The 21,451-nt window shown below is 60.9% G+C and carries 21 protein-coding genes; 11 read left to right on the forward strand and 10 right to left on the reverse strand.

The window, feature by feature from the left end:
• Positions 1–243: 243 nt before the first annotated feature.
• Positions 244–1,506 carry a HEPN/Toprim-associated domain-containing protein gene (locus tag A6723_RS31380; RefSeq protein WP_082450912.1) on the forward strand — a complete coding sequence of 421 codons (1,263 nt, stop codon included), beginning with the start codon at positions 244–246 and terminating at the stop codon, positions 1,504–1,506.
• A 374-nt stretch (positions 1,507–1,880) separates the two neighbouring features.
• On the opposite strand, the gene A6723_RS19620 is transcribed toward A6723_RS31380, so the two are convergent.
• The 5 genes from A6723_RS19620 to A6723_RS32455 are packed head-to-tail and all read right to left on the reverse strand — an operon-like array spanning position 1,881 to position 4,853.
• Positions 1,881–2,342, reverse strand: coding sequence for an isoprenylcysteine carboxylmethyltransferase family protein (locus tag A6723_RS19620; RefSeq protein WP_043273918.1), 462 nt, complete (start codon positions 2,340–2,342; stop codon positions 1,881–1,883).
• 5 nt (positions 2,343–2,347) lie between these two features.
• Complete coding sequence (locus tag A6723_RS19625; protein WP_043273919.1) at positions 2,348–3,013, reverse strand: thioredoxin domain-containing protein; 666 nt, start codon at positions 3,011–3,013, stop codon at positions 2,348–2,350.
• A complete protein-coding gene (locus A6723_RS19630) occupies positions 3,010–3,444 on the reverse strand; it encodes a disulfide bond formation protein B (protein ID WP_043273920.1) in 435 nt (144 codons plus the stop codon). Before A6723_RS19630 ends, A6723_RS19625 begins: the two co-directional genes overlap by 4 nt.
• Positions 3,445–3,455: 11 nt before the next feature.
• Positions 3,456–3,881 (reverse strand): copper chaperone PCu(A)C, encoded by a 426-nt coding sequence (locus tag A6723_RS19635; RefSeq protein ID WP_043273921.1) that lies wholly within the window; start codon positions 3,879–3,881, stop codon positions 3,456–3,458.
• 18 nt (positions 3,882–3,899) lie between these two features.
• The gene (locus tag A6723_RS32455; protein WP_081884771.1) at positions 3,900–4,853 is read right to left on the reverse strand and encodes a cation diffusion facilitator family transporter; all 954 of its coding nucleotides are present in this window, start codon (positions 4,851–4,853) and stop codon (positions 3,900–3,902) included.
• A 67-nt stretch (positions 4,854–4,920) separates the two neighbouring features.
• Between A6723_RS32455 and A6723_RS19645 the strand changes: the two genes are divergently transcribed.
• The 6 genes from A6723_RS19645 to A6723_RS19665 all read left to right on the forward strand — a co-directional run bounded on the left by A6723_RS19645 (position 4,921) and on the right by A6723_RS19665 (position 7,298).
• Positions 4,921–5,322 (forward strand): helix-turn-helix domain-containing protein, encoded by a 402-nt coding sequence (locus tag A6723_RS19645; protein ID WP_043273922.1) that lies wholly within the window; start codon positions 4,921–4,923, stop codon positions 5,320–5,322.
• A 96-nt stretch (positions 5,323–5,418) separates the two neighbouring features.
• On the forward strand, positions 5,419–5,769 hold the full coding sequence (locus A6723_RS19650; RefSeq protein ID WP_043273923.1) for a DUF3147 family protein: 351 nt from the start codon (positions 5,419–5,421) through the stop codon (positions 5,767–5,769).
• Between the two features lie 31 nt (positions 5,770–5,800).
• The gene (locus tag A6723_RS19655; protein WP_043273924.1) at positions 5,801–6,079 is read left to right on the forward strand and encodes a metal-sensing transcriptional repressor; all 279 of its coding nucleotides are present in this window, start codon (positions 5,801–5,803) and stop codon (positions 6,077–6,079) included.
• 106 nt (positions 6,080–6,185) lie between these two features.
• Positions 6,186–6,353, forward strand: coding sequence for a co-regulatory protein PtrA N-terminal domain-containing protein (locus A6723_RS32170; RefSeq protein ID WP_169890401.1), 168 nt, complete (start codon positions 6,186–6,188; stop codon positions 6,351–6,353).
• 156 nt (positions 6,354–6,509) lie between these two features.
• Positions 6,510–6,860 carry a DUF2790 domain-containing protein gene (locus tag A6723_RS19660; RefSeq protein WP_051879426.1) on the forward strand — a complete coding sequence of 117 codons (351 nt, stop codon included), beginning with the start codon at positions 6,510–6,512 and terminating at the stop codon, positions 6,858–6,860.
• Positions 6,861–6,935: 75 nt separating this feature from the next.
• Entirely contained in the window at positions 6,936–7,298 is a 363-nt protein-coding gene (locus tag A6723_RS19665; protein WP_236225492.1) for a DUF2790 domain-containing protein, read from the forward strand.
• A gap of 1 nt (position 7,299) precedes the next feature.
• On the opposite strand, the gene A6723_RS19670 is transcribed toward A6723_RS19665, so the two are convergent.
• A complete protein-coding gene (locus A6723_RS19670) occupies positions 7,300–8,685 on the reverse strand; it encodes a heavy metal sensor histidine kinase (protein ID WP_043273926.1) in 1,386 nt (461 codons plus the stop codon).
• On the reverse strand, positions 8,682–9,356 hold the full coding sequence (locus A6723_RS19675; RefSeq protein WP_043273927.1) for a heavy metal response regulator transcription factor: 675 nt from the start codon (positions 9,354–9,356) through the stop codon (positions 8,682–8,684). The genes A6723_RS19670 and A6723_RS19675 overlap by 4 nt, the downstream gene beginning before the upstream one ends.
• A 404-nt stretch (positions 9,357–9,760) precedes the next feature.
• Between A6723_RS19675 and A6723_RS19680 the strand changes: the two genes are divergently transcribed.
• From A6723_RS19680 to A6723_RS19690, 3 genes are all read left to right on the forward strand, one after another.
• A complete protein-coding gene (locus A6723_RS19680) occupies positions 9,761–10,903 on the forward strand; it encodes a TolC family protein (RefSeq protein WP_236225493.1) in 1,143 nt (380 codons plus the stop codon).
• Between the two features lie 193 nt (positions 10,904–11,096).
• Positions 11,097–12,353, forward strand: a complete 1,257-nt coding sequence (locus A6723_RS19685; RefSeq protein ID WP_043273929.1) for an efflux RND transporter periplasmic adaptor subunit — start codon at positions 11,097–11,099, stop codon at positions 12,351–12,353.
• Positions 12,354–12,365: 12 nt separating this feature from the next.
• A complete protein-coding gene (locus A6723_RS19690; protein WP_043273930.1) occupies positions 12,366–15,530 on the forward strand; it encodes a CusA/CzcA family heavy metal efflux RND transporter in 3,165 nt (1,054 codons plus the stop codon).
• A gap of 601 nt (positions 15,531–16,131) precedes the next feature.
• Here the strand turns inward: A6723_RS19690 and A6723_RS19695 are convergent.
• Both A6723_RS19695 and A6723_RS19700 read right to left on the reverse strand, forming a co-directional pair.
• On the reverse strand, positions 16,132–17,511 hold the full coding sequence (locus tag A6723_RS19695) for a heavy metal sensor histidine kinase (RefSeq protein WP_043273932.1): 1,380 nt from the start codon (positions 17,509–17,511) through the stop codon (positions 16,132–16,134).
• On the reverse strand, positions 17,508–18,182 hold the full coding sequence (locus tag A6723_RS19700; protein ID WP_043273934.1) for a heavy metal response regulator transcription factor: 675 nt from the start codon (positions 18,180–18,182) through the stop codon (positions 17,508–17,510). Before A6723_RS19700 ends, A6723_RS19695 begins: the two co-directional genes overlap by 4 nt.
• A gap of 427 nt (positions 18,183–18,609) precedes the next feature.
• On the opposite strand from A6723_RS19700, the gene A6723_RS19705 reads away from it, so the two are divergent.
• A complete protein-coding gene (locus tag A6723_RS19705) occupies positions 18,610–19,872 on the forward strand; it encodes an OprD family porin (RefSeq protein WP_236175246.1) in 1,263 nt (420 codons plus the stop codon).
• Positions 19,873–20,145: 273 nt separating this feature from the next.
• Here the strand turns inward: A6723_RS19705 and chrA are convergent, their stop codons facing one another.
• Positions 20,146–21,342 carry a chromate efflux transporter gene (gene chrA / locus A6723_RS19710; protein WP_043273936.1) on the reverse strand — a complete coding sequence of 399 codons (1,197 nt, stop codon included), beginning with the start codon at positions 21,340–21,342 and terminating at the stop codon, positions 20,146–20,148.
• Between the last annotated feature and the right edge of the window lie 109 nt (positions 21,343–21,451).

A 21,451-nucleotide genomic window follows, 5' to 3' on the forward strand; every position in this document is an offset into this window, starting at 1 on the left:
CATCTGCGCTTGAATCCTTCGGTGTGAGAGCCTGGATTCTACCGGTGGCTGGCTCTCTGCCTCTCGTTTCAAGCGTTGCGCTTATTCTATGAATTCAGGGACCTTAAGATGACCTTCTTGACGTGACGTTGGGACCGCGGCTCCTAGATTAGGAAGGGGAACTATCTTTAATATTCATTGAGGCCCATCTCAGTTTTTCTGTAGAGAAAAACTAGCTGGGGCATGTGGCAGAGGAGCTGGACAGTGGGAACTGTAATCACATTGGATGTCGGAGGGTTGGAACTCTGTTATTCCAAAAATCATGTTGGGATAAATCACGGCGCTCTATTTCAGGAGGTTGATAGAAAAAGAACTCGTGGTCGAAGTATTAGTGATTATGGTGCGCGAGATGGTCTGGAGGATGATTCTGCTGAGTTGGAGTGGGCGTTTAGACGAACTTTGAGGCACGTCAAGCCGAGGCTGGAGTTGCTCGGTTATACATTGATGCGAGCAAAGTTCGAGTACGAGAATTATCTTTCCTCTATAGTTGATTTGGATGAAGGGGAAGCCTCTCCGATGAGTTTTGAAGAACTCCTGGCTTTCATTAAGTCGCGGCCTCTTGAGACCTTTGAGGATATTTATGATGGAGGTGTGGATTTTGAGTGGATGAAGGGGAATTTATTGCATGATCCACGGCTGGAGAGAATTCCTACTAATGAGGGTTATGATAATAATTTTTATTCTGAGCTAAGTTATTTTCGGACGCTTATAGATTTTTTGCATCCTTATTTGTTTATGCGGATGCTTTGTGAGAACTCAGATAATCTTAGATGCGAGGTGGTTTGGGAATACGGCCCTTTGGTGGATGCTGGATGGGCAAGTGAAAGTGATTTCAATGCCGGGGTCGAAAGAGCAGATAAAATTCTAGTTGTCACAGAGGGAACGTCCGACGCGCTGATAATTTCCCAAGCGCTTAGTATCCTTAGGCCCGATGTGGCAGATTTTTTCAAATTTATTGATGCCGCAGGCCATCCCTTCTCTGGAACTGGAGGTTTGACAAAGTTTGCAGAAGGTCTAGTTAATATTGATGTTCAAAACCAGATTGTTTTTGTGTTCGATAATGATGCTGAAGGAGTGGAGGCTTATGGCAAGGTTGGAAGGCTAAAGCTCCCGAGTAATATGCGTAGGATGTGTTTGCCTGATCTTGTCGATTTTGAAGATTTCCCGGTGTTTGGGCCGGAAGGGGAGGGCATGGCTAATATTAATGGTAAGGCGGCTGCAATTGAGTGTTATTTGGATCTTGAGCTGCCGGGATATAATCCGGCTCGTGTTGCTTGGACTAATTATAAGCAGTCACTAAAGTTGTATCATGGTTCTTTGGATTTTAAGGAGTCGTATACAAGGGATTTTATGTCCCTTACTGCTGAGGAAATAAAAAGTAGAAATTACGACTTTCACAAAGTTGGCGCTGTGCTTGATGCATTGCAGAAAGAATGCGTTCTCATGGCGCAAGGACCAGTGCTGTGAGGCTATTAATCTCGCAACGGAGTGATTATAGAGGGAGCATCCCTTCGTTGGCTTACAGCCTTGCTTACGCGATAGAACTCGAATTCGTCCGCTGGCAGGCCTTTGAAAAACTGGAGAGCCTTATTCGCAAGCTCGATAATGTACCGACTCCAGATGGCAGGATACCAAGCGAAATTGGGTTTAAGAACCAGAGTGGTTGAGACGTAATTTGTCCTAATGCGCATCTGCGCTTATCTGGCCACCTGACTACACTCGATTTGACCAGTTACTTTTACCAGATCTGACGCATTTACTGCGTGGCCGCGATCCGCATATAACGCCCCATAGCACGTTCAGCCGGCTAGAGCCGCAGCACTCCATCCGAAGTGCGTTTCTTAAATCCAACGTCGGGTGCGAGAGCAATACTCAGCAAAGTCATCGCCAAACAAGCTTTGAAGCGCTCGCTCCTCGGGACGAATCTGCCAACGATCGATCCAGAGAGCGAAGGCTGCGACACCTACAAACGCAAAGAACGAAGCGAGCAGGACTGCCCAGCCCACCAGCATCAGGGTGAATCCTAGGTACATCGGGTTTCGCGTCAGTCGGTAAATCCCTTGGGTGACTAGATCGCTGGCCGAGTCAGGGCTCAGCGGATTCACCGTTGTCCTTGCCCGCCGGAACGAGCGAACGCCCGTGAGGCAGATAGCGGTGCCCGTAGCCGTGATGGCCAGAGACAGCGGGAGCCGCCAGATCAGCGACACCTCCAGGGGCGGCAGCAGTCTGGCGGCAAATCCCATCAGCAAGGCGCAGACCAGCATCAGCACAACGGGCGGGATGCGATGCTCGAGCCACGCCATGATCTTCAGTTCCGGCTCTTGGCGACTTCTTCGCGAACCATCTGGCGCAGCACGTCCGGGCTGTACTGCATCAGTTGCTTGCCGTTGACGAAGAAGGTGGGTGTGGACTTGATGCCAACGGTCTGGACGTCCTGCTTGTCGGCGGCGAGTACCGCATCGACGGCCGGGGCGTACATGTCCTTTCGGGCTTTCTCGACGTCCAGCCCAACAGCGGCAGCAGCGTCCCAGGCTGCGGCGGCGGTGGCGTCGTCATGCCACTGTGGCTGCGCCTTGAGGACCACCTCCAGCACCTGCGGGAACAGGTTCTGCTTGCGCGAGGCTTCGAGCATCCGCACCACCTCCTCGGAGCCCTTGTGGAACAGTACGTAGCGCAGGACCAGGCGCACGTTCTGGGTGTCCTCCGCGAGGATGTTCTTCACATAGGGGTAGAAGGAGCGGCAGGCCTCGCAGGACGGGTCGAAGAACTCGACGATGGTGACGGGGGCGCTGGCCCGGCCGAAGGAGGGCGAATGGAAGCGAACCAAGTTGTTCTTCACCGAGGCGGGCGGCGTTGCTGACGTTGTCTCAAGGGCCGATTCCGATGTTTTCTGAGGCTTGAAGACGTATGCCGCCGCAGCGAAGACGCCGAGTAGCAGCACGCAGATGGTCACGACAAGGGCGCGGCGATTCATGGCGTGGTTCTCCGGCGAACGATGAGCAGGGTGGCGGAAATCAGGATGAAGGCGAGGAGCGCCAGGAAGGGCAGCGGAATCACGCCGAACAAGGTCGTGTTGGCGTCGGTACAGGAAGGACCGGTGGGGCTGCAGGGCTGTATCTGCTGAGGAATGATGCCGGCATAGAGCAGGCTATGGCCAAGGGCGAATAGGCCACCGATCACCGACAGTGGCAGCGCATAGCGCCAGATCTCGAAGTCTGATCGGAAGCAGGCGATCGCCAGTAGGATCGCCAGCGGGAACATGAGGATGCGCTGGTACCAGCACAGCACACAGGGTTGTTGGCCAAGCACTTCGCCGATGAACAGGGCTGCGAGCGTCGAAACCAGTGCCACCAGCCAGGCAAAGAGCAGCAGATACCAGGCGCGCGAGCTGAGAGCTTGAGTCATGGCGGGCACCCTCAATCGCTGCCGGGGAGGACGGCGGTGAAGGTCGCAGGAACTCGCTGCCCGTCGCTGAACTTCAAGGTCATCTGCACCTTGTCGCCCACGGCCAGTGGCACCTGGCGCTGCATGAGCATCAAGTGATAACCGCCGGGCGCGAAGCTGAGTTTTCCGTTGGCCGGGATTTCTACCTGCATGAGGTGTTGCATGCTGGCGGTGCCGTCGCGTTGCACGCTCTGGTGCATCATCACGCTGGCGAAGGCAGGACTTTCGGCGCCTTCGAGGGTGACAGACGTCGGGCTATCGTTGGTCAGGGTGAAATAGCCGGCTGCCGGCAGGTCGCCAGGCAGAATCCTGATTCGGGCATCGCCGACCTCGATGGCGGCCTGGGCAAACATCGAGGTCAGTAGTAATGGCAGGCATAGCGTGCAAGCGTATCGCATCCTTTCGGTCCTCATCCCTTAGGGGTTTTTAGGCGATCCGCAGCAAGAGACTTCTGCGGCGGTGTTCTTGGCCGGCTCACTGATGCCGAGCAATGGGCTCTGCGTCGTTTTTACCGGCTCGCTGCAGGAGGTCGTATGCTCGGCGCAGCACGAGCTGAGTGCTTTCGCCGGCGCCGGTTCGCAACAGGCAGTGGCTTTTACGGCCGTCGCAGTAGCGGCGCCGCTCTGCTCGTCACAGCAGCCCTTGCTCTGGGATGCGGGTGGCGCGCAGCAGGTGTCGGTGGTTGTATTGGTTCCGCCACAGACCCCCGCGCTGGCAGCGCTGCTGGTGGCAACGACCGCTTCTGCCCGTGGCGCTGGGTTGGCTCGCCACTCCGCCAAGGCTTCGCGGATCACCTGCCAGGCCGAGTGCAGGAACAACGCGGCGATGGCCAGACCGACGATGATGTCCGGCCACAGGCTGCCGGTCACTGCCACGAGCCCGGCCGCTACGATCACGCTGGAGTTGGCAAGCAGGTCGTTACGCGAACAGAGCCAGGTGGAGCGCATGTTCAGGTCGTCGGAACGGTGAGCAAAGAGGAGGTAGAAGCACCAGCCGTTGGCCAGCAGGGCGAGCAATCCTACGGCGCCCATCCAGTCCGCTGCTGGAACTTCTTGTATCAGGAGTTTGCGAACGGCATCGGCCACCACCACCAGGCCGAACAGCAACATGAAGCCGCCCTTGAACAGCGCGGCTCCGGCCCGAGCGCGGACGCTGCGATGCAGGACGAACAAGGTCAGCGCATAGACCGAAGCATCGCCGAACATGTCCAGGGAGTCCCCCAGCAGGGCTGTCGAGCCGGCGATCCAGCCTGCGGCGAATTCCACCAGGAACATCAGGGCGTTGACCGCCAGCACGATGTACAGCACGCGGGCCTGTTTGGCGCGCAGTTGTGCCAGTTCCCCGGCTTTGTTTTCGCAACAGCTGTCCATGGTGGACTCCCGCTCGGTCGATTCAGCGGGTAGGATGGACCTTATAGTCGCTATAAGGTCAAGAGCCATGAACGATGCCCAATTCACCATCGGCCAGCTCGCACGGGCCACGGATACCAAGTCGGTGACCATTCGCTATTACGAGCAGCAGGGTCTGCTCGCGCCGCCGGTTCGCACGCCGTCGGGCTACAGGCTCTACAGCGCGCAGGAGCGGGATCGCCTGCAATTCATCCGGCGCAGCCGCTCACTGGGCTTCAGCCTGGATGACATCCGCGAGCTACTGGGCTTTTCTGACCACCGCCAGGCCTCCTGCGCCTCGGTGGACGCCAAGGTGGCGGAGCAGTTGGTGCAGGTGCGCTCGCGCATTCGCGACCTGCAGGAGCTGGAGAAGGAATTGCAGCGGCTGCTCGCCTGCTGCCACGGCGGGGTGATCGAGGAGTGTCGGATCATCGAATCGCTGAATCGCTGAATCGCTGAATCGCTGAATCGCTGAGGGCGTCACTTGTCGTATCCCCCCTGGGGGGATATTCTGGGCTTCAGGGTTTCATGCCCCGGAGGGCTCCCGATGCTCTGGATTCTGACCAAGTACGCCACCACTGCCGGCATCGTCGTGCTCGTCTCGGAGCTGGCCAAACGCAGTGACCGACTGGGTGGGCTGGTGGCGGCATTGCCGCTGGTCACCGTGCTCACGCTGATCTGGCTGCAGGTGGAGAACCAGGGGCAGGACAAGATCGCCAACCATGCCTGGTACACCTTCTGGTATGTGGTGCCGACGCTGCCGATGTTCCTGCTGTTTCCGGCGCTCCTGCCGCGCCTGGGGTTCTGGCCGACGCTGATCGCCAGCATCTTCGTCACCTTGCTGTTGTTCGCCCTCTTTTCATTGCTGATGCACCGATTCGGCATCGAGCTGTGGTAGAGCCACTTTTTACGCTGCACGAGGAATTCACATGCAGGATCACGGGCCGCACTCTTCCCATGAGGCGGTGCGCAAGCGACTCAAGCGCGCGGAAGGGCACTTGCGCAGCATCATCGCAATGATCGAGGAACAGCGCGCCTGCGTGGACATCGCCCAGCAGCTGCACGCCGTGGAAAAGGCGGTCTGCCGGGCCAAGCGAACCTTGATTCAGGATCACATCGATCATTGCCTGGAGCATGCGCTGGATGATCCACAGGGGGTGAAGCCGGGCGCGCTGGACGAGTTTCGCGAGATCACCCGTTACTTGTGAGCGGCGAGCTCCGCGCATTACCGAATCGTCATCTTTCGCTCAGGATGCCGTTAGGCATGGGGCCTTAAGGTGTTGTCATCCACGGACAACAGCCATGAGGCCCTCCATGAAAGTCAAAAGTGTTCTGCTCCTCGTCACTCTGCTCGGTACCTCTTCCTTCGCCCTGGCCGATGGCGGCGGCGATATCACCTTTGCGCGCATGGAGCAGGCTCGCCAGCAGGCAATGAAAGCAGCCCAGCAAGTGCCGGCGCAGATCGAAACCGCGAAGAACTGAACAGCCGTCGACAGAACAGCGGCCGCGTCCCGAAAGGGGCGCGGCTTTTGCCGTTTCCGGCTTTCCGGCGAGGACGTTTCAGTAATGTAAGTCGCTCGCCATGCTCTGGTCAGCACCTGCCTCGTATCGTGTTGGAAACTCGAAAGGAGACAGGCAATGAGCAAATCGAGCTTTTCCAAGGCAATCGGCATTACCGCGGTCTTTCTGCTAAGCCAGGCATTCTTCGCCTCTGCCCAGGCGGTGCCGGAGGACTATGTGCAGCGCATGGAGACCCTCAACGATCAGGCCGTGCGTCAACATGCCGAGGCGGAAGGCAAGGCCGTTCCCGCGGTGGAAGACTATCGCTTTGGCATGAAAATGGATGTGGCCAAGGTCATTCATGTCACTCCAACGGCGAGCGCTAACCTGTGCGGCAATGTTCCCAAGTTGATGTCCTACGAGGACAGCACGGGAGAGCTGAAGAGCATCCGCTATACCGTCAACGGCAACTGCCGCAACGAGCGCTAGCTCGCCGTGCCGCATTACCGAATCGTCATGAGTTGCTCAGGCTGCTGTTAGGGGCCGGATCGTAAGGTGGAGTCAATGCATAGCACTGACTCCACCGAGGCGATCACGATGAAAATTCAGCACGCTCTTCTGTTCACCGTCCTGTTCGGTTCGACATCGCTGGCCCTGGCCGACGGCGGTGGCGACATCACCTTCTCGCGCATGCAGCAAGCGCGGCAGCACGCGATGGCGGCTGCTCAACCCTCGGCCACAGAGGTCGCACAGGCCAAGCAATACACCTACGGCATGGACCTGGATATCGCCGAGGTCGTTTCGGTGACCCCACTCAGCCGCGACTGCGGCGTGGTCCCCGTACAGATGCGCTACAAGGACTCCTTCGGCGAAGAGCAATTGGTCGAGTATCGCCAGGAGCGCTTCGCCTGCCGCTCGATTCGCTGAGTCAGTCGGCCCGGCGCGGGAATTTCAACAGGAAGCGGGTAGGGCCCGCTTCCGAGCTCTGGGCGCTGACCGTTCCCTGATGCAGGTCCATGATCGTGTTGACGATGGCCAGACCCAGCCCGGTTCCCCCCGCGGCACGGGTGCGACTCGGATCGACGCGATAGAAACGCTCGAACAGGTGTGGCAGGTGCTCGGCGGCAATACCAGAGCCTGGGTTTTCAACCTGCAGTGCGATGCCTGATTCATCCTCGCTGATCCGGACTTCGACGATGCTCCGCTCAGGGGTATGGCGGATCGCGTTGGAGAGTAGGTTGGAGATGGCTCGCTGGATCATCAGTCGGTCGCCCAGCACCTGTGCATCGCCGGTTATTTGAATCTGCAGGTCCTTCTCTTCCGCGCTGAGTTCGAACAGCTCGGCAACTTTGTGCGCCTCTGCGGCCAGATGCACGGGATCGCCGGGCAGGAGGGTCTTCGGATGGCTGACCTGGGCGAGGAACAGCATTTCGCTGACGATGCGGGCGACCCGTTCCAGCTCTTCGACATTGGACTCCAGCACTGCCTGGTAAGCGTCGTTGTCACGCGGGCGGGAAAGCGCTACCTGGGTCTTGCCCAGCATGTTGTTGATCGGTGAGCGCAGCTCATGGGAGAGATCGTCAGAGAACTGCGTGAGTTGCCGTACACCTTCGTCCAGCCGGCCCAGCATGGTATTGAGGGCATGAGCGGCATCCTTGAGTTCATCCGGCAAGCGTTTGACTGGAATGCGATGGCTCATGTCGTCGGTGGAGACCAGTGCGGCCACCTTGCCGAAACGCCGCAAGGGCAGAAGCCCGCGTTGCGCCGCGAGTCTTGCGCCCAGCGCGATCAGTAGCAGAAGCAGCGGCGTCGACAGCAGCGAAGAGCGCAGGAAGGCGCCGAGCAGTGCGGCATCGGCGTGGCGGTCAAGGGTGAGAAATACCCGCACGGACTCACCGTTCTCAAGCGTCACGACACTGCGCGAAGTCAGCAGGTTATGGCCGTTGCCCGCCGTCCATTCGCGACTGCCCTTTTGTAGCGGCAGGCGATCCAGGGTCTGCCAGTCTACGAAAGACTCGGTCTGCATCAGCGGAGGTAGGCCAGGCGCAGTCGGTAGCAATGTCAGGCTTAGGTAGTCATGGCCTATGATCAGGTCACGAAGGGCATGGGTGCCCTGAGGCAGGATGCCGGGGCCCATGTCCTCGTCAAGGCGATGGCGAACCTGATCCATCTTGCTGTCCAGCGACTGCCGCGCGCGGATGTCGAGCTGGTGTTCGAGTACCAGATAGGTCAGGGTGATCAACAGCACCATCAGCACCGAGCCGAGTAGGCCAACCCACAAACCGATCCTCAGCGACAGGCTAGCCGGCTTCATTCGCGTGACTCCAGTACATAGCCCACGCCCCTGATCGTGTGGATCAGCTTGCTGGGGAACGGATCGTCGACCTTCGCCCGCAGGCGGCGGATAGTCACTTCGACCACGTTGGTATCGCAGTCGAAGTTCATGTCCCACACCAGGGAAATGATCTGCGTGCGCGACAGGACTTCGCCGCTGCGGCTCATCAGTAACTGGAGCAGAGTGAATTCCTTGCTGGTCAGATCGATGCGCTGTTCACCGCGAAAGGCACGGTGACGGCCTGGGTCCAGCTCCAGATTGGCCACCTGTAGAACCTGGCTGGGTTGCGCACGCTCTCCGCGCCGCTGCAAGGAGCGGATGCGCGCCAGCAGTTCGGGAAACTCGAAGGGCTTGAGCAGATAGTCGTCGGCCCCCAGGTCCAGGCCTTTGACCTTTTCGCTGAGGCGGCCGCGTGCAGTGAGCATCATCACGCGGGTATCGGATTTGCTGCGCAACTGGCTCAGTACTTCCCAGCCGTCCATCTTCGGCAGGTTTACGTCCAGTACGATCAGGTCGTAGGGAAACTGGCGGGCCAGGTGCAGTCCGTCCAGGCCGTTGTCGGCGTGGTCCACCACATAACCGCTTTCGCTCAGCCCCTGCCGCAGGTACTGGGCAGTCTTGGGTTCGTCTTCGACGAGAAGAATTTTCATCGGTCAGCTTCCGCTCTACTTCATCGGGCAGTGCCCCAATGTGCGGGGCGCAATGGCGGCGGAGTCTAAAAGCTGTAGTTACTACAAGGTCAATGTGGTGCAGGGCTGGGTAACTGTTTCTGCGGATTACCGGAACGCTGTCGTGCTCAGCCGCTCTGGCGCGGGGGGCTGGATTACATCTTTGTAATTTGACAGTCACCTTGTCGCTAGTGGCTCACCTTTAGATTGGCGCAGCAAATGACGGCTCTTGCCGTCGAATCTGGAGCCAGCGGGTGAGGTCTATGGTGTGTTCGAGTCGATTCGCAAAGGGAGTTCGATCAGGAGGGCGTTGGGCCATTGGCCTCGCCGTGGCCTGGAGTCTGTCGAATTCCGCCGCAGCACGTGATCTGGGTATCGAGGAGGCGATGCAGGCGGCGGTTGCGAACAACCCCTCGTACTCCGCCGGCTCCCGTGAAATCGGCATTGCCCAGGGGCTTCGCCAGCAGGCGGGATTGCTGCGTAACCCTACCTTGTCCTGGGAGCAGGAGGGCACCGAGTCACGCAATCGCACGACCACCGTCGGCCTGACCCAACCCTTCGAGCTGGGCGGCAAGCGCGGCGCGCGCGTCGAGCTGGCCGAGCGGGGGGAGGAAGTTGCGGCACTGAGCGTCGAAGAGCAACGCAACGCCTTGCGCGGCGATGTCATTGCCAGCTTCTATTCTGCCCTGCGCGCCCAGGAGCGCGAGCGCCTGGCACAGCAGTCTGTGGCATTGGCCGAGCGGGGAGTGAAGGCAGCCCAAGGTCGTGTTCACGCCGGGAAGGCGCCTCCACTGGAAGCCAACCGCGCCCAGGTGCAGCTGGCGGAAGTAAAGCTGGAGCAGGAGCGTGCCGCACGGGATCGCGCCGATGCCTACCAGAACCTCGCCGTGCTGATGGGCCTGCCGCGCCCCGATTTCACCAGCGTGCTTAGCGACACCACCAGGCCGCTGCCGGAGCTGCCTTCGGATGTGACGCTGCTCGATCGACTGGGCGACAGCGCCTCGCTTCGTCTTGCGCAGAGCCGCATCGATCAGAGCGAAGCCGCGTTGCGCCTGGCGCGCACTCAGCGCATCCCGGACCTGGACGTCACCGTCGGCACCCAGGAGGCCATCGAGGAAGGCAACCGCGACCGCATTGCCGTCGTCGGCCTGAGCCTGCCGTTGCCGCTGTTCGACCGCAATCAGGGCAACATCCTGGCCGAGTCGCGCCGTGCCGATCAGGCCCGCGACCTGCGCAATGCCACCGAACTGCGGCTGCGCCAGGAAACGCAGCAGGCCCTGCAGCAGTGGAGCACCGCGCAGATGGAAGTGAATGCCTTCCGCCAGACCATCCTGCCCACCGCGCAGACCGCGGTAGAGAGCGCCACCCGTGGTTTCGAGATGGGCAAGTTCGGCTTCCTCGAAGTGCTCGACGCCCAGCGCACGCTGATTACCGCTCGCGATCAGTACTTGCAGGCGCTGGCCCAAGTCAGCGATGCCTGGGGGCGCATAGAGCGTGTCTACGGTGATGTCGGCTCGGCCTCACGCTAAAGGGCGCGCGGCGCGTTTTCTGGTGGGGTGGGTGCTGCTGGTCTTGCCGACTTGCGCACCCGCCCCGGGTTTCGTCCGGGATCTGGGAGTGGCGCACTGGTGCGTCCATGACCTGTTTCAGGACCTGCATCAATTATTTTCCAGTCCCGACGTCTGACGCCTTTGGCGCGGTCGGGCTCATTCCGGAGTCCTCATGGTCAAGAGAGTCCACATTGCAGGGGCCGTCGTACTGGCGTCCGTCCTGGGTATCAGCGCCTTCACCTGGCTGGGTGGGGAAAGCCAGCCAGGCGCGCATCAGGACGATGCGACCCACGCCGACAACGAACACCACGGCGAGGCCGGCGCATCGGCGCATGCGGAGGCGTCCGGGCATGCCGATGGCGAGCATCACAACGCTGAAGGGGGGGAAGAAGCCGGCGAAGAGGAAGGTCTGCACCTGAGCGCGGAGCAGATCAGCGCCGCGGGCATCAAGCTGGTCACTGCCGCCCCGCGTGCGCTCGATGAAGCCGTCAGCCTGCCGGGCGAGATCGGCTTCGATCAGGACCGCACCGCGCACATCGTGCCGCGTACAGCGGGCGTGGTGGAGTCGGTGTCGGTCGATTTGGGCCAGAGCGTTAAGAAAGGCGACCTGCTGGCCATCATCTCCAGCCAACAGATCTCCGAGCTGCGCAGCGAGCTGGCCGCGGCGCAGCGTCGCGTCGCCTTGGCCAACACCACCTTCGAGCGCGAGCGCGAGTTGTGGCGCGAGAAGATTTCCGCCGAACAGGACTACCTCCAGGCGCGCCAGGTATTGGAAGAGGCGCAGATTGCGCTGGCCAACGCCAAGCAGAAGACCAGCGCCCTCAGCGGGGTTACCGCCAGCGGTGGTGGCAACCGTTACGAGCTGCGGGCCCCCTTCGACGGTGTGGTAGTGGAGAAGCACCTGGTGCAGGGCGAAGTGGTCAGCGAAACCACTAATGCCTTCACCCTCTCGGACCTCTCGCGGGTCTGGGCGACCTTCAGCGTCGCCCCGCAGGACCTGGCGCGCATCCAGGTCGGCAAGCCCGCGCGAGTCGAAGCACCGGACCTGGGCATGCAGGTCGAGGGCCGCGTTGCCTATGTCGGCAATCTGCTCGGCGAGCAGACCCGCAGTGCCGTAGCCCGCGTCACCCTGAACAACCCCGATGGCGCCTGGCGCCCAGGGTTGTTCGTCAACGTGCGAGTCAGCGCCCAAGCGCGCCAGGTGCCGGTGGCCATTCCGGAGCAGGCGGTGCAGACGGTGGAGGAAAAGCCCAGCGTGTTCGTCCGCAACGCCGAAGGCTTCGAGGCACGCCCGGTCAGCCTGGGCCTGCGCAACGACGGCCATGTGGAAGTGATCGATGGCCTGGCGGTGGGCGATCAGGTCGCCAGCGAAGGCAGCTTCATCCTCAAGTCGGAGCTGGGCAAGAGCTCGGCGTCCCACGCTCACTGACAAGGCGCTGACATGTTCGAACGCATCATTCGATTCGCCATCGAGCAGCGCTATCTGGTGCTGCTCGCCGTCCTCGGCATGGCCGGGCTGGGCATCGCCAGCTACCAGAAGCTGCCCATCGACGCCGTGCCGGACATCACCAACGTCCAGGTGCAGATCAACACCTCGGCGCCGGGCTTCTCGCCACTGGAAACCGAGCAGCGCGTGACCTACCCGGTGGAGACGGCGATGGCCGGCCTGCCGGACCTGCAGCAGACTCGCTCGATCTCCCGCTCGGGCCTGTCCCAGGTGACGGTGATCTTCAAGGACGGCACCGAYCTGTTCTTCGCCCGCCAACTGGTCAACGARCGCCTGCAGCAGGCGCGCGAGCAGTTGCCCGAGGGCGTGGAATCGGCCATGGGGCCGATCTCCACCGGTCTTGGGGAAATCTTCTTGTGGACCATCGAGGCCGAGGAGGGCGCGCGCAAGGAGGATGGTTCCCCCTACACGCCGACCGACCTGCGAGTCATTCAGGATTGGGTGGTCAAACCGCAGCTGCGCAATGTCCCCGGCGTGGCCGAGGTGAATACCATCGGCGGCTTCGCCAAGCAGTTCCAGGTAGCGCCCGACACCCGCCGACTGGCGGCCTACGGCTTGACGCTGACGGACCTGATCACCGCCCTGGAGCGCAACAACGCCAACGTCGGCGCCGGTTACATCGAGCGCAGCGGCGAGCAGTTGCTGGTGCGCGCGCCTGGCCAGGTAAAGGATCTGGAAGACATCGCCAACATCGTGGTTGCCAACGTCGATGGCACGCCGATCCGTATGCGTGATATCGCCGAAGTCGATCTGGGCAAGGAACTGCGTACCGGTGCCGCGACCGAGAATGGCCAGGAAGTGGTGCTCGGTACGGTGTTCATGCTGATCGGCGAGAACAGTCGTACCGTGTCCCTGGCGGCCGCCAACAAGCTGGCGGAGATTAACCGTACGCTGCCCCAGGGCGTGAAGGCGGTGACCGTCTACGATCGTACTCAACTGGTGGACAAGGCCATTGCCACGGTGAAGCGCAACCTCACCGAGGGCGCGATCCTGGTGGTCGCGGTGCTGTTCCTGTTCCTGGGCAAYATCCGCGCGGCGCTGATCACCGCCATGGTGATCCCSCTGGCGATGCTGTTCACCTTCACCGGCATGTTCAGCAACCGYATCAGYGCCAACCTGATGAGCCTSGGCGCGCTGGACTTCGGCATCATCGTCGACGGCGCCGTGGTGATCGTCGAGAACGCCATCCGCCGCCTGGCCCACGCGCAGCAGCACCATGGCCGCATGCTGACCCGCAGCGAGCGAATGCACGAAGTCTTCGCCGCGTCGAAGGAAGCGCGCCGCGCGCTGATCTACGGGCAATTGATCATCATGGTGGTGTACTTGCCGATCTTCGCCCTCACCGGCGTGGAAGGGAAAATGTTCCACCCCATGGCCTTCACCGTCGTGTTGGCCCTGCTGGGGGCGATGATCCTCTCGGTGACCTTCGTTCCGGCGGCCATCGCGCTGTTCATTACCGGCAAGGTCAAGGAAGAGGAAAACCTGCTGATGCGCGGTGCCCGCCGGGCCTACGAACCGGTGCTGGACTGGGTGATGGGGAGTCGCGCAGTGATCTTCGCTTTCGCGGCGGTGCTGGTGGTGCTTTCGGGCGTGCTCGCCAGCCGCATGGGCAGCGAGTTCGTTCCCAGCCTTGGCGAGGGCGACTTCGCCTTGCAGTCGCTGCGTACGCCGGGCACCAGCCTGTCGCAGTCCGTAGCCATGCAGGAGCGGTTGGAGAAGCAGGTCCTGGCGAAGGTGCCCGAGGTGGAACGCATGTTCAGCCGCACCGGCACCGCGGAAATCGCTTCCGATCCGATGCCGCCGAACATTTCCGACGCCTACGTGATGCTCAAGCCCAAGGACCAGTGGCCGGATCCAAAGAAGAGCCGTGCCGAACTGGAAGCGGATATCCAGAAAGCCGCCGACGGCGTGCCCGGGAGTGCCTACGAACTGTCACAGCCGATCCAGTTGCGCTTCAACGAGCTGATTTCCGGCGTACGCAGTGACGTGGCCGTGAAGGTGTTCGGCGATGACATGGCGGTGCTGAACCAGACCGCGGAGCAGATCGCTGGCGTGTTGCGCAAAGTCCAGGGTTCTTCCGAGGTGAAGGTCGAGCAGACCAGCGGCCTGCCGGTGCTTACCGTGAACATCGACCGCCAGCGTGCGGCACGCTACGGATTGAACGTTGGCGACATCCAGGACACTGTCGCGGTGGCCATTGGTGGTCGCGAGGCTGGCACACTGTTCGAGGGCGACCGTCGTTTCGACATGATCGTGCGCCTTCCTGAGCGACTGCGCAGCGACATCGACGCGCTGTCGCGCATGCTGATTCCAGTGCCTGCTACTGGCTCGGCGACCCGCATCGGCTTCATTACCCTGGGCGAGGTGGCGCGCCTGGAGTTGGTGCAGGGGCCGAACCAGGTCAGCCGCGAGAACGGTAAGCGCCTGGTGGTGGTGAGCGCCAACGTCCGTGGCCGCGATATCGGCTCCTTCGTCACCGAGGCGAGCCAGAGCCTGGAGCAGCAGGTCAAGCTGCAGGCCGGCTACTGGACCACCTGGGGTGGGCAGTTCGAGCAACTGCAGTCGGCGGCGCAGCGCCTGCAGATCGTGGTGCCGGTGGCGCTGCTGCTGGTGTTCACGCTGCTGATGATGATGTTCAACAACGTGCGCGATGGCTTGCTGGTGTTCACCGGTATTCCCTTCGCATTGACCGGCGGCGTGGTGGCTTTGTGGCTGCGGGACATCCCATTGTCGATCTCCGCTGGCGTCGGTTTCATCGCTTTGTCCGGCGTGGCGGTGCTCAATGGCCTGGTGATGATCTCCTTCATCCGCAGCCTGCGAGAGGAGGGACGCAGCCTTGACGCCGCGATTCGCGAAGGGGCGCTGACGCGTCTGCGGCCGGTGCTGATGACGGCTCTGGTAGCGTCGCTGGGCTTCGTGCCCATGGCTCTGGCCACCGGCACTGGCGCCGAGGTGCAGCGCCCGCTGGCAACGGTAGTGATTGGCGGCATTCTGTCCTCCACCACGCTGACGTTGCTGGTGCTACCGGCGCTGTATCGCTGGATGCATCGCAAGGACGAAGATGCCGAGGCCAGCGAGGATGCGCCGGCGCTTTACTGATCCTGACGACCAGCAACGGAAAAGGCGGCACCTGAGGGTGCCGCCTTTTTTGTGGGCGCCTCCCGTCCTGCTCCATCAACGCACAGGCGAAGCCACGGTAGCCAAGCCCGGGATTCGGGTACTGGATGTGAGCGCGCGCAGCGGCAGGCGGGATGGCGGGCAAAAAAAAGCGCCCGGGAGGGCGCTGCGGAGGGTTTCTCTTCCCCCAAAGGAAGTCTGGAGCACTGGGAGGAGAAACGGATAGGGAAATCAGCCACCGTCTTGGGGAAGGTGACGCTTACCGTTATACCTTCGGCCGTTTAACGCGTCGGTGAGCACGGTGTGACAATTTCGACAGCTTGACCGCGCGCCTCTCCACGCTGCTTTTTCCTGGCCACGCCGGGACAACCTGCAGCGGCTGAAGCCGCCCTCCGGCTCGGAGCTACCCATGGTCGGCCAGTTTGCAGGGCACCGCGACTGGAATGGGCGCTGCGTGCGCGGCAGGTCGGGCTGATGGGAGGCAAGTGGCGCGAGAGCGATGGCGAAGAGGGTGATTCGAAGAGAGGGGCGGCGTTTGCCGCCGCTCGGCGCCTTGCGCAAATGAGCGGCAGCTGGACTGCGCTCAGTGTTGCGATGGGAATTCGAGGTAGAAGCGGGTGACCCGGTCCGGCGCTACTTCGACATCTGCAGCGCCCTGGTGCAGCGTCATGATCGAACGCACAATGGCAAGGCCCAGGCCCGTCCCGCCTTCACTGCGCGCACGGCTCTTGTCGACCCGGTAGAAGCGTTCGAACAGGTGCGGCAGATGTTCGGCGGGGATGCCTTTGCCGGGATTGCTGACACTTAGGCGCGCGCTGGAGCCGTACGTTGCAATGTGCAGGGTCACGGCCGAGCCCGAGGGGCAGTAACGAATCGCGTTGGACAGTAGATTGGAGATCGCTCGCTGGATCATCAGGCGATTGCCGCTGACGGTTGCCTCGCCCTCGATCTGCAGCTCCACACCAGCCTCTTCGGCGGAAAGGCTGAACAGATCGCAGACCCGCTCGGCTTCGTCGCGAAGGTTCACGCGCTCGAAATGCACCAGCTCCAGCGGGTGGCTGACGTGGGCCAGGAACAGCATGTCGGCGACGATGCGCGTCAGACGGTCGAGCTCCTCGGTGCAGCATTCGAGCACGTCGCGGTATTCCTCGGGGGAGCGGGTGCGCGTCAGCGCCACCTGTGCCTTGCCCATCAGGTTGGTGATGGGCGCGCGCAGCTCGTGGGCCAGATCATCGGAGAATTGCGACAACTGCTGCACGCCATCGTCCAGCCGATTGAGCATGACGTTGATGCCCTCGGCGAGGTTGCCCAGCTCCGCCGGCAGCCGCTCGGTGGGCAGGCGATGGTCCAGATTGTCGGTCGAAACTTTCGAGGCTACACGCAGGAAGCTGTTCAGCGGCTTGAGTCCCTGCCTGACCGTCCACCAGGCGAGGAACAGGATCAGTAGCAGCACGGAGGGGTAGGCCACGAGCGCCGTGCGGGAAATCGAGTTGAGCAGCTCCCGGTCCGATGTCCTGTCGATCGTCAGGTACACCACTACCGGGCTTCCGTCCTTGATGCTCAGCGCTTGCGCGACGCTCAGCATTGGGCGACCACCCTCGTCGCGCCACTCGTGAAAGTTCAGATCACGCCCCAGGTCCAGCGAGGGCGGGTTGAAAGCGACCTTCAGGGTGCCAATGGTCAGCAGGGGCTTCTGGCGATCCGACGGTGTGTAGATGTTGAGGAACATGTTGGTGTGCCCCAGCGCGAGATCCATCAGGATGTGTGGTTCGCTGCGAATCTCGCCGATCTCGCTCATCTGCGAAACGCTGTGGGCAACGCTGACCATCTTCGCTCCCAGGGTGGTCTTGACCGAGCGCTCCAGCCCTTGCGACAGCAGGAAATAGCAGACGACTGCCAGGGCGGCGACCAGGATGGCGGTCATCAGGCCCACATTGACGCCCAGCCGAGTGGCCAGGCTCATGTACGGTCCTCGAGCACATAGCCGACGCCGCGAATGGTGTGGATCAGCTTCGTCTCGAACGGGTCATCGATCTTCGCCCGAAGCCTGCGTATGGAAACGTCGATCACGTTGGTGTCGCAGTCGAAGTTCATGTCCCACACCAGCGAGATGATCTGCGTGCGACTGAGCACTTCGCCGGTACGGCTCATCAACAGCTGGAGCAAGGCGAACTCCTTGGTGGTCAGGTCGATGCGGTGATCACCGCGGAAGGCGCGATGGCGGCCAGGGTCCAGCTCCAGGTCGGCAACCCTGAACGTCGGTGTTTCGCTCAGGCTGTCGCCGCGCCGCATCAGGGCCCTTACTCTGGCCAGCAGTTCGGGGAACTCGAAGGGCTTGGTCATGTAATCGTCGGCGCCGGCATCGAGCCCCTTGATCCGGTCATTCAACCGGCTGCGCCCGGTGAGCATGAGGATACGAACGCGGCTGGTCTTGCGGATGAATTCGAGCACGCCCCAGCCATCGATGCTGGGGATATTCACATCGAGCAGGATAAGTTCGTAGTTGTTATGGCCGAATAGATGCAGTGCATCGACGCCGTTGGCGGCACGATCAACGATAAATCCGCTTTCGGTGAGACCTTGTTTGATATAGGAGGCGGTTTTTTCTTCATCTTCAACAACAAGTATCCGCATGAACGACACTCTGAAACGTTAAGGCGGGGTATGGCGGGTGCGTCATGTCCGTTGGATTGCCGGCGCACCGGGTATTGCGGATTGGCGCCCAGCCCATGAATGGGTTGTTGGCGGATTCTAGCGTGGAAGAAACTTACTTCGATAAATCCTACAAATTTGTAATTTGCCCATCACCTGGGTGATAACAACCGCCTCCCCGAAAGAGGGACTTATTACATTCGAATTCTTTCAAAATTGTAATCAACAGTTAATCCTACGGTTAGACATGGCCAGTAAGCATAGGTCGCTAACACCTGCACGCATTCTCTGAATAAAAAATAGTGGTGTTGATAGACCAACAAGAACTGCCATTGACCATGGAGCAATCATGTCCCGTATTCCATCCCTATCCCTTGTGGCTCTCTCCGCGCTTACTTGCATCAGCCCGATGGCTGGTGCAGCGGAAGCCGAAGAGGGCTTCGTCGAGGGCAGCAAGCTCTCGATCCTGAACCGAAACATGTACTTCAACCGTGACAACCGCAACGGCGAAACCGCGCCGGGCGGGGCCGGATACTCGGAGACCTGGGCCCATGCCATCATCGGCAAGTTCGAGTCGGGCTACACCCAGGGCACCGTTGGTGTAGGCGTGGACGCCTTCGCCATGATCGCCCTGAAGCTGGATACCGGCGATGGCCGTAACGGTGGGCGCAGCTCCTTCGACATGATGCCGGTGGACAGCGAAGGCAAGGCACGCGATGAATTCACCAAGGTCGGCGGCGCCGTGAAGGCGCGCGCCTTCGATACCGAAGTCAAGGTGGGCGATGTCTTCCCGGCGACGCCCGTCGTGGCATTTGGCGATTCGCGCCTGCTGCCCGAATCCTTCCGGGGTGTGACCCTGAGCAATACCAGCCTTGAGGGCCTGACCCTGCAGGGCGGTCGTCTGCACTCCATGAGCCAGCCGACCTCCAGCAACATGCGCGACCAGTTCGCCACCTTCTATGCGGGTCCGGTGGATTCGCCCTGGGTGGCTTACGGCGGTGGTGATTACGCGATCAACAAGAACGTCAGCGTGAGCCTGTACACCAGCCGCCTGAAGGATGCCTGGAATCAGCATTACTTCGGTGCCTACCTGGCCTATCCGCTGGCGGAAGAGCTGATGCTGATCGGCGACTTCAACTACTACAAGGCCGTCGACGAGGGCAAGAAGCTGCTCGGCGAGTTCAACAACAACATCTGGGCGGGCAAGGTTGGGCTGCAGTTTGGCGCCCATACCGTTTCCGTTTCTCACCAGCAGAACAACGGCAACGACGATTTCGACTACCTGCGCCAGTCGGACTCGATCTTCTTGGACAACTCCATCCAGTACAGCGACTTCAACTCGCCCAAGGAGAAGTCGTGGATGGTGCGTTACGACCTGGATATGGAGCGTTACGGCGTGCCCGGCCTGACCTTCATGACCCGTTACGGTCGCGGCAGCGATATCGACTACTCCAACGCCAACAGCGTTTATATGCGCCGCGATGCCGACGGTAATCCGCTGACCAACCAGAAGCGCTGGGAGCGAGATATCGAAGCCAAATATGTAGTGCAGACTGGACAGTTCAAAGACTTGTCCTTCCGACTGCGTCAGGCAACCACTCGTGCAACCCAGTTCGAGTCCGATCTCGATGAAACTCGTCTGATCGTGGAGTACCCGCTCTCGGTTCTCTGATCACTGAAATCACGGCAGGAAAGATGACAGGAATTTAATGTTGCCTCCATCTTCATGTCAGAGGGGAATCGTTAATATTTCTGTGCGATTCAACCTTTTTTGATTTTGTCGGCATTGTTCTGCCCGGTCGCAAGGCCGGGTTCTACCCTAGAGTTCACCTTTGAAGCTTAATTGCTCCTTTGGAAGAGGTGAATTTATTAGGCGCCCTTAACGGGCGCCTTTTTTTATGCCCCTGGCCAGGCCTTCGGCAGAGGTTTGCGTCAACGGCAAAGGCTAGTTAGAGGCCTGCATCACAGCACCGCTTACGGCGGTGGCACACACCACCAGCCATGCCGGTAGTTTCCACCACTGCAAAGCTGCCAGTGCCAGTAACGCCAGTATGAAGTCTCCGGTATCGAGAATCGCGCTGGTCCAGACCGGCTGGTAAAGCGCTGCAAGCAGCAATCCGACCACTCCTGCGTTTACACCCAGCATGCCTGCCTGCGCTCGTCGATAGCGACGCAGCCGTTCCCAGAAGGGCAGCGCGCCGGCGATCAGCAGGAAGGAGGGCAGGAAGACTGCCAGAAGATAGAGCAGCCCGCCGCCCCAGCCGGTGGGGCCGCTCTGCATCGAGGCGCCGAGGAAGGCAGCGAAGCTGAACAACGGGCCCGGTACCGCCTGGGTCGCGCCGTAGCCGGCGAGGAAGGTTTCGTTGCTGACCCAGCCGGGCTCGACGACCTCGGCCTGTAGCAGCGGCAGTACGACGTGGCCACCACCGAAAACCAGGGAGCCGGTACGGTAGAAAGCGTCGATTCGGGTCAGCACTGGGTTGGCGGTCAACGATGCGAGAACGGGCAGGATTAGCAGCAGCGCGACGAAGGCGGCCAGCCACAGCGCGCCGGTTCGAGCGCTGATGGGAATGCGCAGTGCTTCGTGCCCGTTGCTTTGCGCAGGTCTGAACAATATCGCGCCGACGGCGCCGGTCAGCAGGATGATCCCTACTTGCGTCCAGGCAGAGGCGGACATCAGCGCCGCAACCGCTGCCCCCAACATCAGCGTGATTCTGGGTGCATCCGGACACATGTTGCGGGCCATGCCCCAGACCGCTTGGGCGACCACGGCGACCGCGACGACTTTCAAACCATGCAGGGCGCCGGAGGGAATCCACTGCGCATGCTGGGACAGGCCCAGCGCGAAAAGAATCAGCACGACGGCCGAGGGAAGCGTGAAACCGACCCAGGCAGCCATGGCTCCGCCATAGCCTGCCCGGGACAGCCCGATGGCCATTCCCACTTGGCTGCTGGCCGGGCCTGGAAGGAATTGGCATAGCGCAACCAGGTCGGTGAAGGTTCGCTCTTCCAGCCAGCGCCGCCGCACCACGAACTCTTCGCGGAAGTAACCGATATGGGCGATCGGGCCACCAAAGGAGGTCAGGCCCAGGCGTAGAAAGGCGAGGAACACGCTGAGGGTGGAAGAGGCTGCGTTAGCCATGGGAGGTGTCAGTGTCCGGGGTGGAAGTCGAAACAGCACGATACCTGAGGCCGGTGAGAATTTCGTTGTGACGGCGAAGAGGAATATCAACTACGTCTCTGCAAGAATG

This window comes from Pseudomonas sp. AU11447 (assembly GCF_001672555.2).
Lineage (GTDB): Bacteria > Pseudomonadota > Gammaproteobacteria > Pseudomonadales > Pseudomonadaceae > Pseudomonas > Pseudomonas nitroreducens.

Bases quoted from the DNA above. Each gene is read 5' to 3' on its own strand.
- A6723_RS19620 (WP_043273918.1), bottom strand. From the start codon at position 2,342: ATGGCGTGGCTCGAGCATCGCATCCCGCCCGTTGTGCTGATGCTGGTC.
- A6723_RS19625 (WP_043273919.1), bottom strand. From the start codon at position 3,013: ATGAATCGCCGCGCCCTTGTCGTGACCATCTGCGTGCTGCTACTCGGC.
- A6723_RS19630 (WP_043273920.1), bottom strand. From the start codon at position 3,444: ATGACTCAAGCTCTCAGCTCGCGCGCCTGGTATCTGCTGCTCTTTGCC.
- A6723_RS19635 (WP_043273921.1), bottom strand. From the start codon at position 3,881: ATGCGATACGCTTGCACGCTATGCCTGCCATTACTACTGACCTCGATG.
- A6723_RS32455 (WP_081884771.1), bottom strand. From the start codon at position 4,853: ATGGACAGCTGTTGCGAAAACAAAGCCGGGGAACTGGCACAACTGCGC.
- A6723_RS19645 (WP_043273922.1), top strand. From the start codon at position 4,921: ATGAACGATGCCCAATTCACCATCGGCCAGCTCGCACGGGCCACGGAT.
- A6723_RS19650 (WP_043273923.1), top strand. From the start codon at position 5,419: ATGCTCTGGATTCTGACCAAGTACGCCACCACTGCCGGCATCGTCGTG.
- A6723_RS19655 (WP_043273924.1), top strand. From the start codon at position 5,801: ATGCAGGATCACGGGCCGCACTCTTCCCATGAGGCGGTGCGCAAGCGA.
- A6723_RS32170 (WP_169890401.1), top strand. From the start codon at position 6,186: ATGAAAGTCAAAAGTGTTCTGCTCCTCGTCACTCTGCTCGGTACCTCT.
- A6723_RS19660 (WP_051879426.1), top strand. From the start codon at position 6,510: ATGAGCAAATCGAGCTTTTCCAAGGCAATCGGCATTACCGCGGTCTTT.
- A6723_RS19665 (WP_236225492.1), top strand. From the start codon at position 6,936: ATGCATAGCACTGACTCCACCGAGGCGATCACGATGAAAATTCAGCAC.
- A6723_RS19670 (WP_043273926.1), bottom strand. From the start codon at position 8,685: ATGAAGCCGGCTAGCCTGTCGCTGAGGATCGGTTTGTGGGTTGGCCTA.
- A6723_RS19675 (WP_043273927.1), bottom strand. From the start codon at position 9,356: ATGAAAATTCTTCTCGTCGAAGACGAACCCAAGACTGCCCAGTACCTG.
- A6723_RS19680 (WP_236225493.1), top strand. From the start codon at position 9,761: ATGCAGGCGGCGGTTGCGAACAACCCCTCGTACTCCGCCGGCTCCCGT.
- A6723_RS19685 (WP_043273929.1), top strand. From the start codon at position 11,097: ATGGTCAAGAGAGTCCACATTGCAGGGGCCGTCGTACTGGCGTCCGTC.
- A6723_RS19695 (WP_043273932.1), bottom strand. From the start codon at position 17,511: ATGAGCCTGGCCACTCGGCTGGGCGTCAATGTGGGCCTGATGACCGCC.
- A6723_RS19700 (WP_043273934.1), bottom strand. From the start codon at position 18,182: ATGCGGATACTTGTTGTTGAAGATGAAGAAAAAACCGCCTCCTATATC.
- A6723_RS19705 (WP_236175246.1), top strand. From the start codon at position 18,610: ATGGCTGGTGCAGCGGAAGCCGAAGAGGGCTTCGTCGAGGGCAGCAAG.
- chrA (WP_043273936.1), bottom strand. From the start codon at position 21,342: ATGGCTAACGCAGCCTCTTCCACCCTCAGCGTGTTCCTCGCCTTTCTA.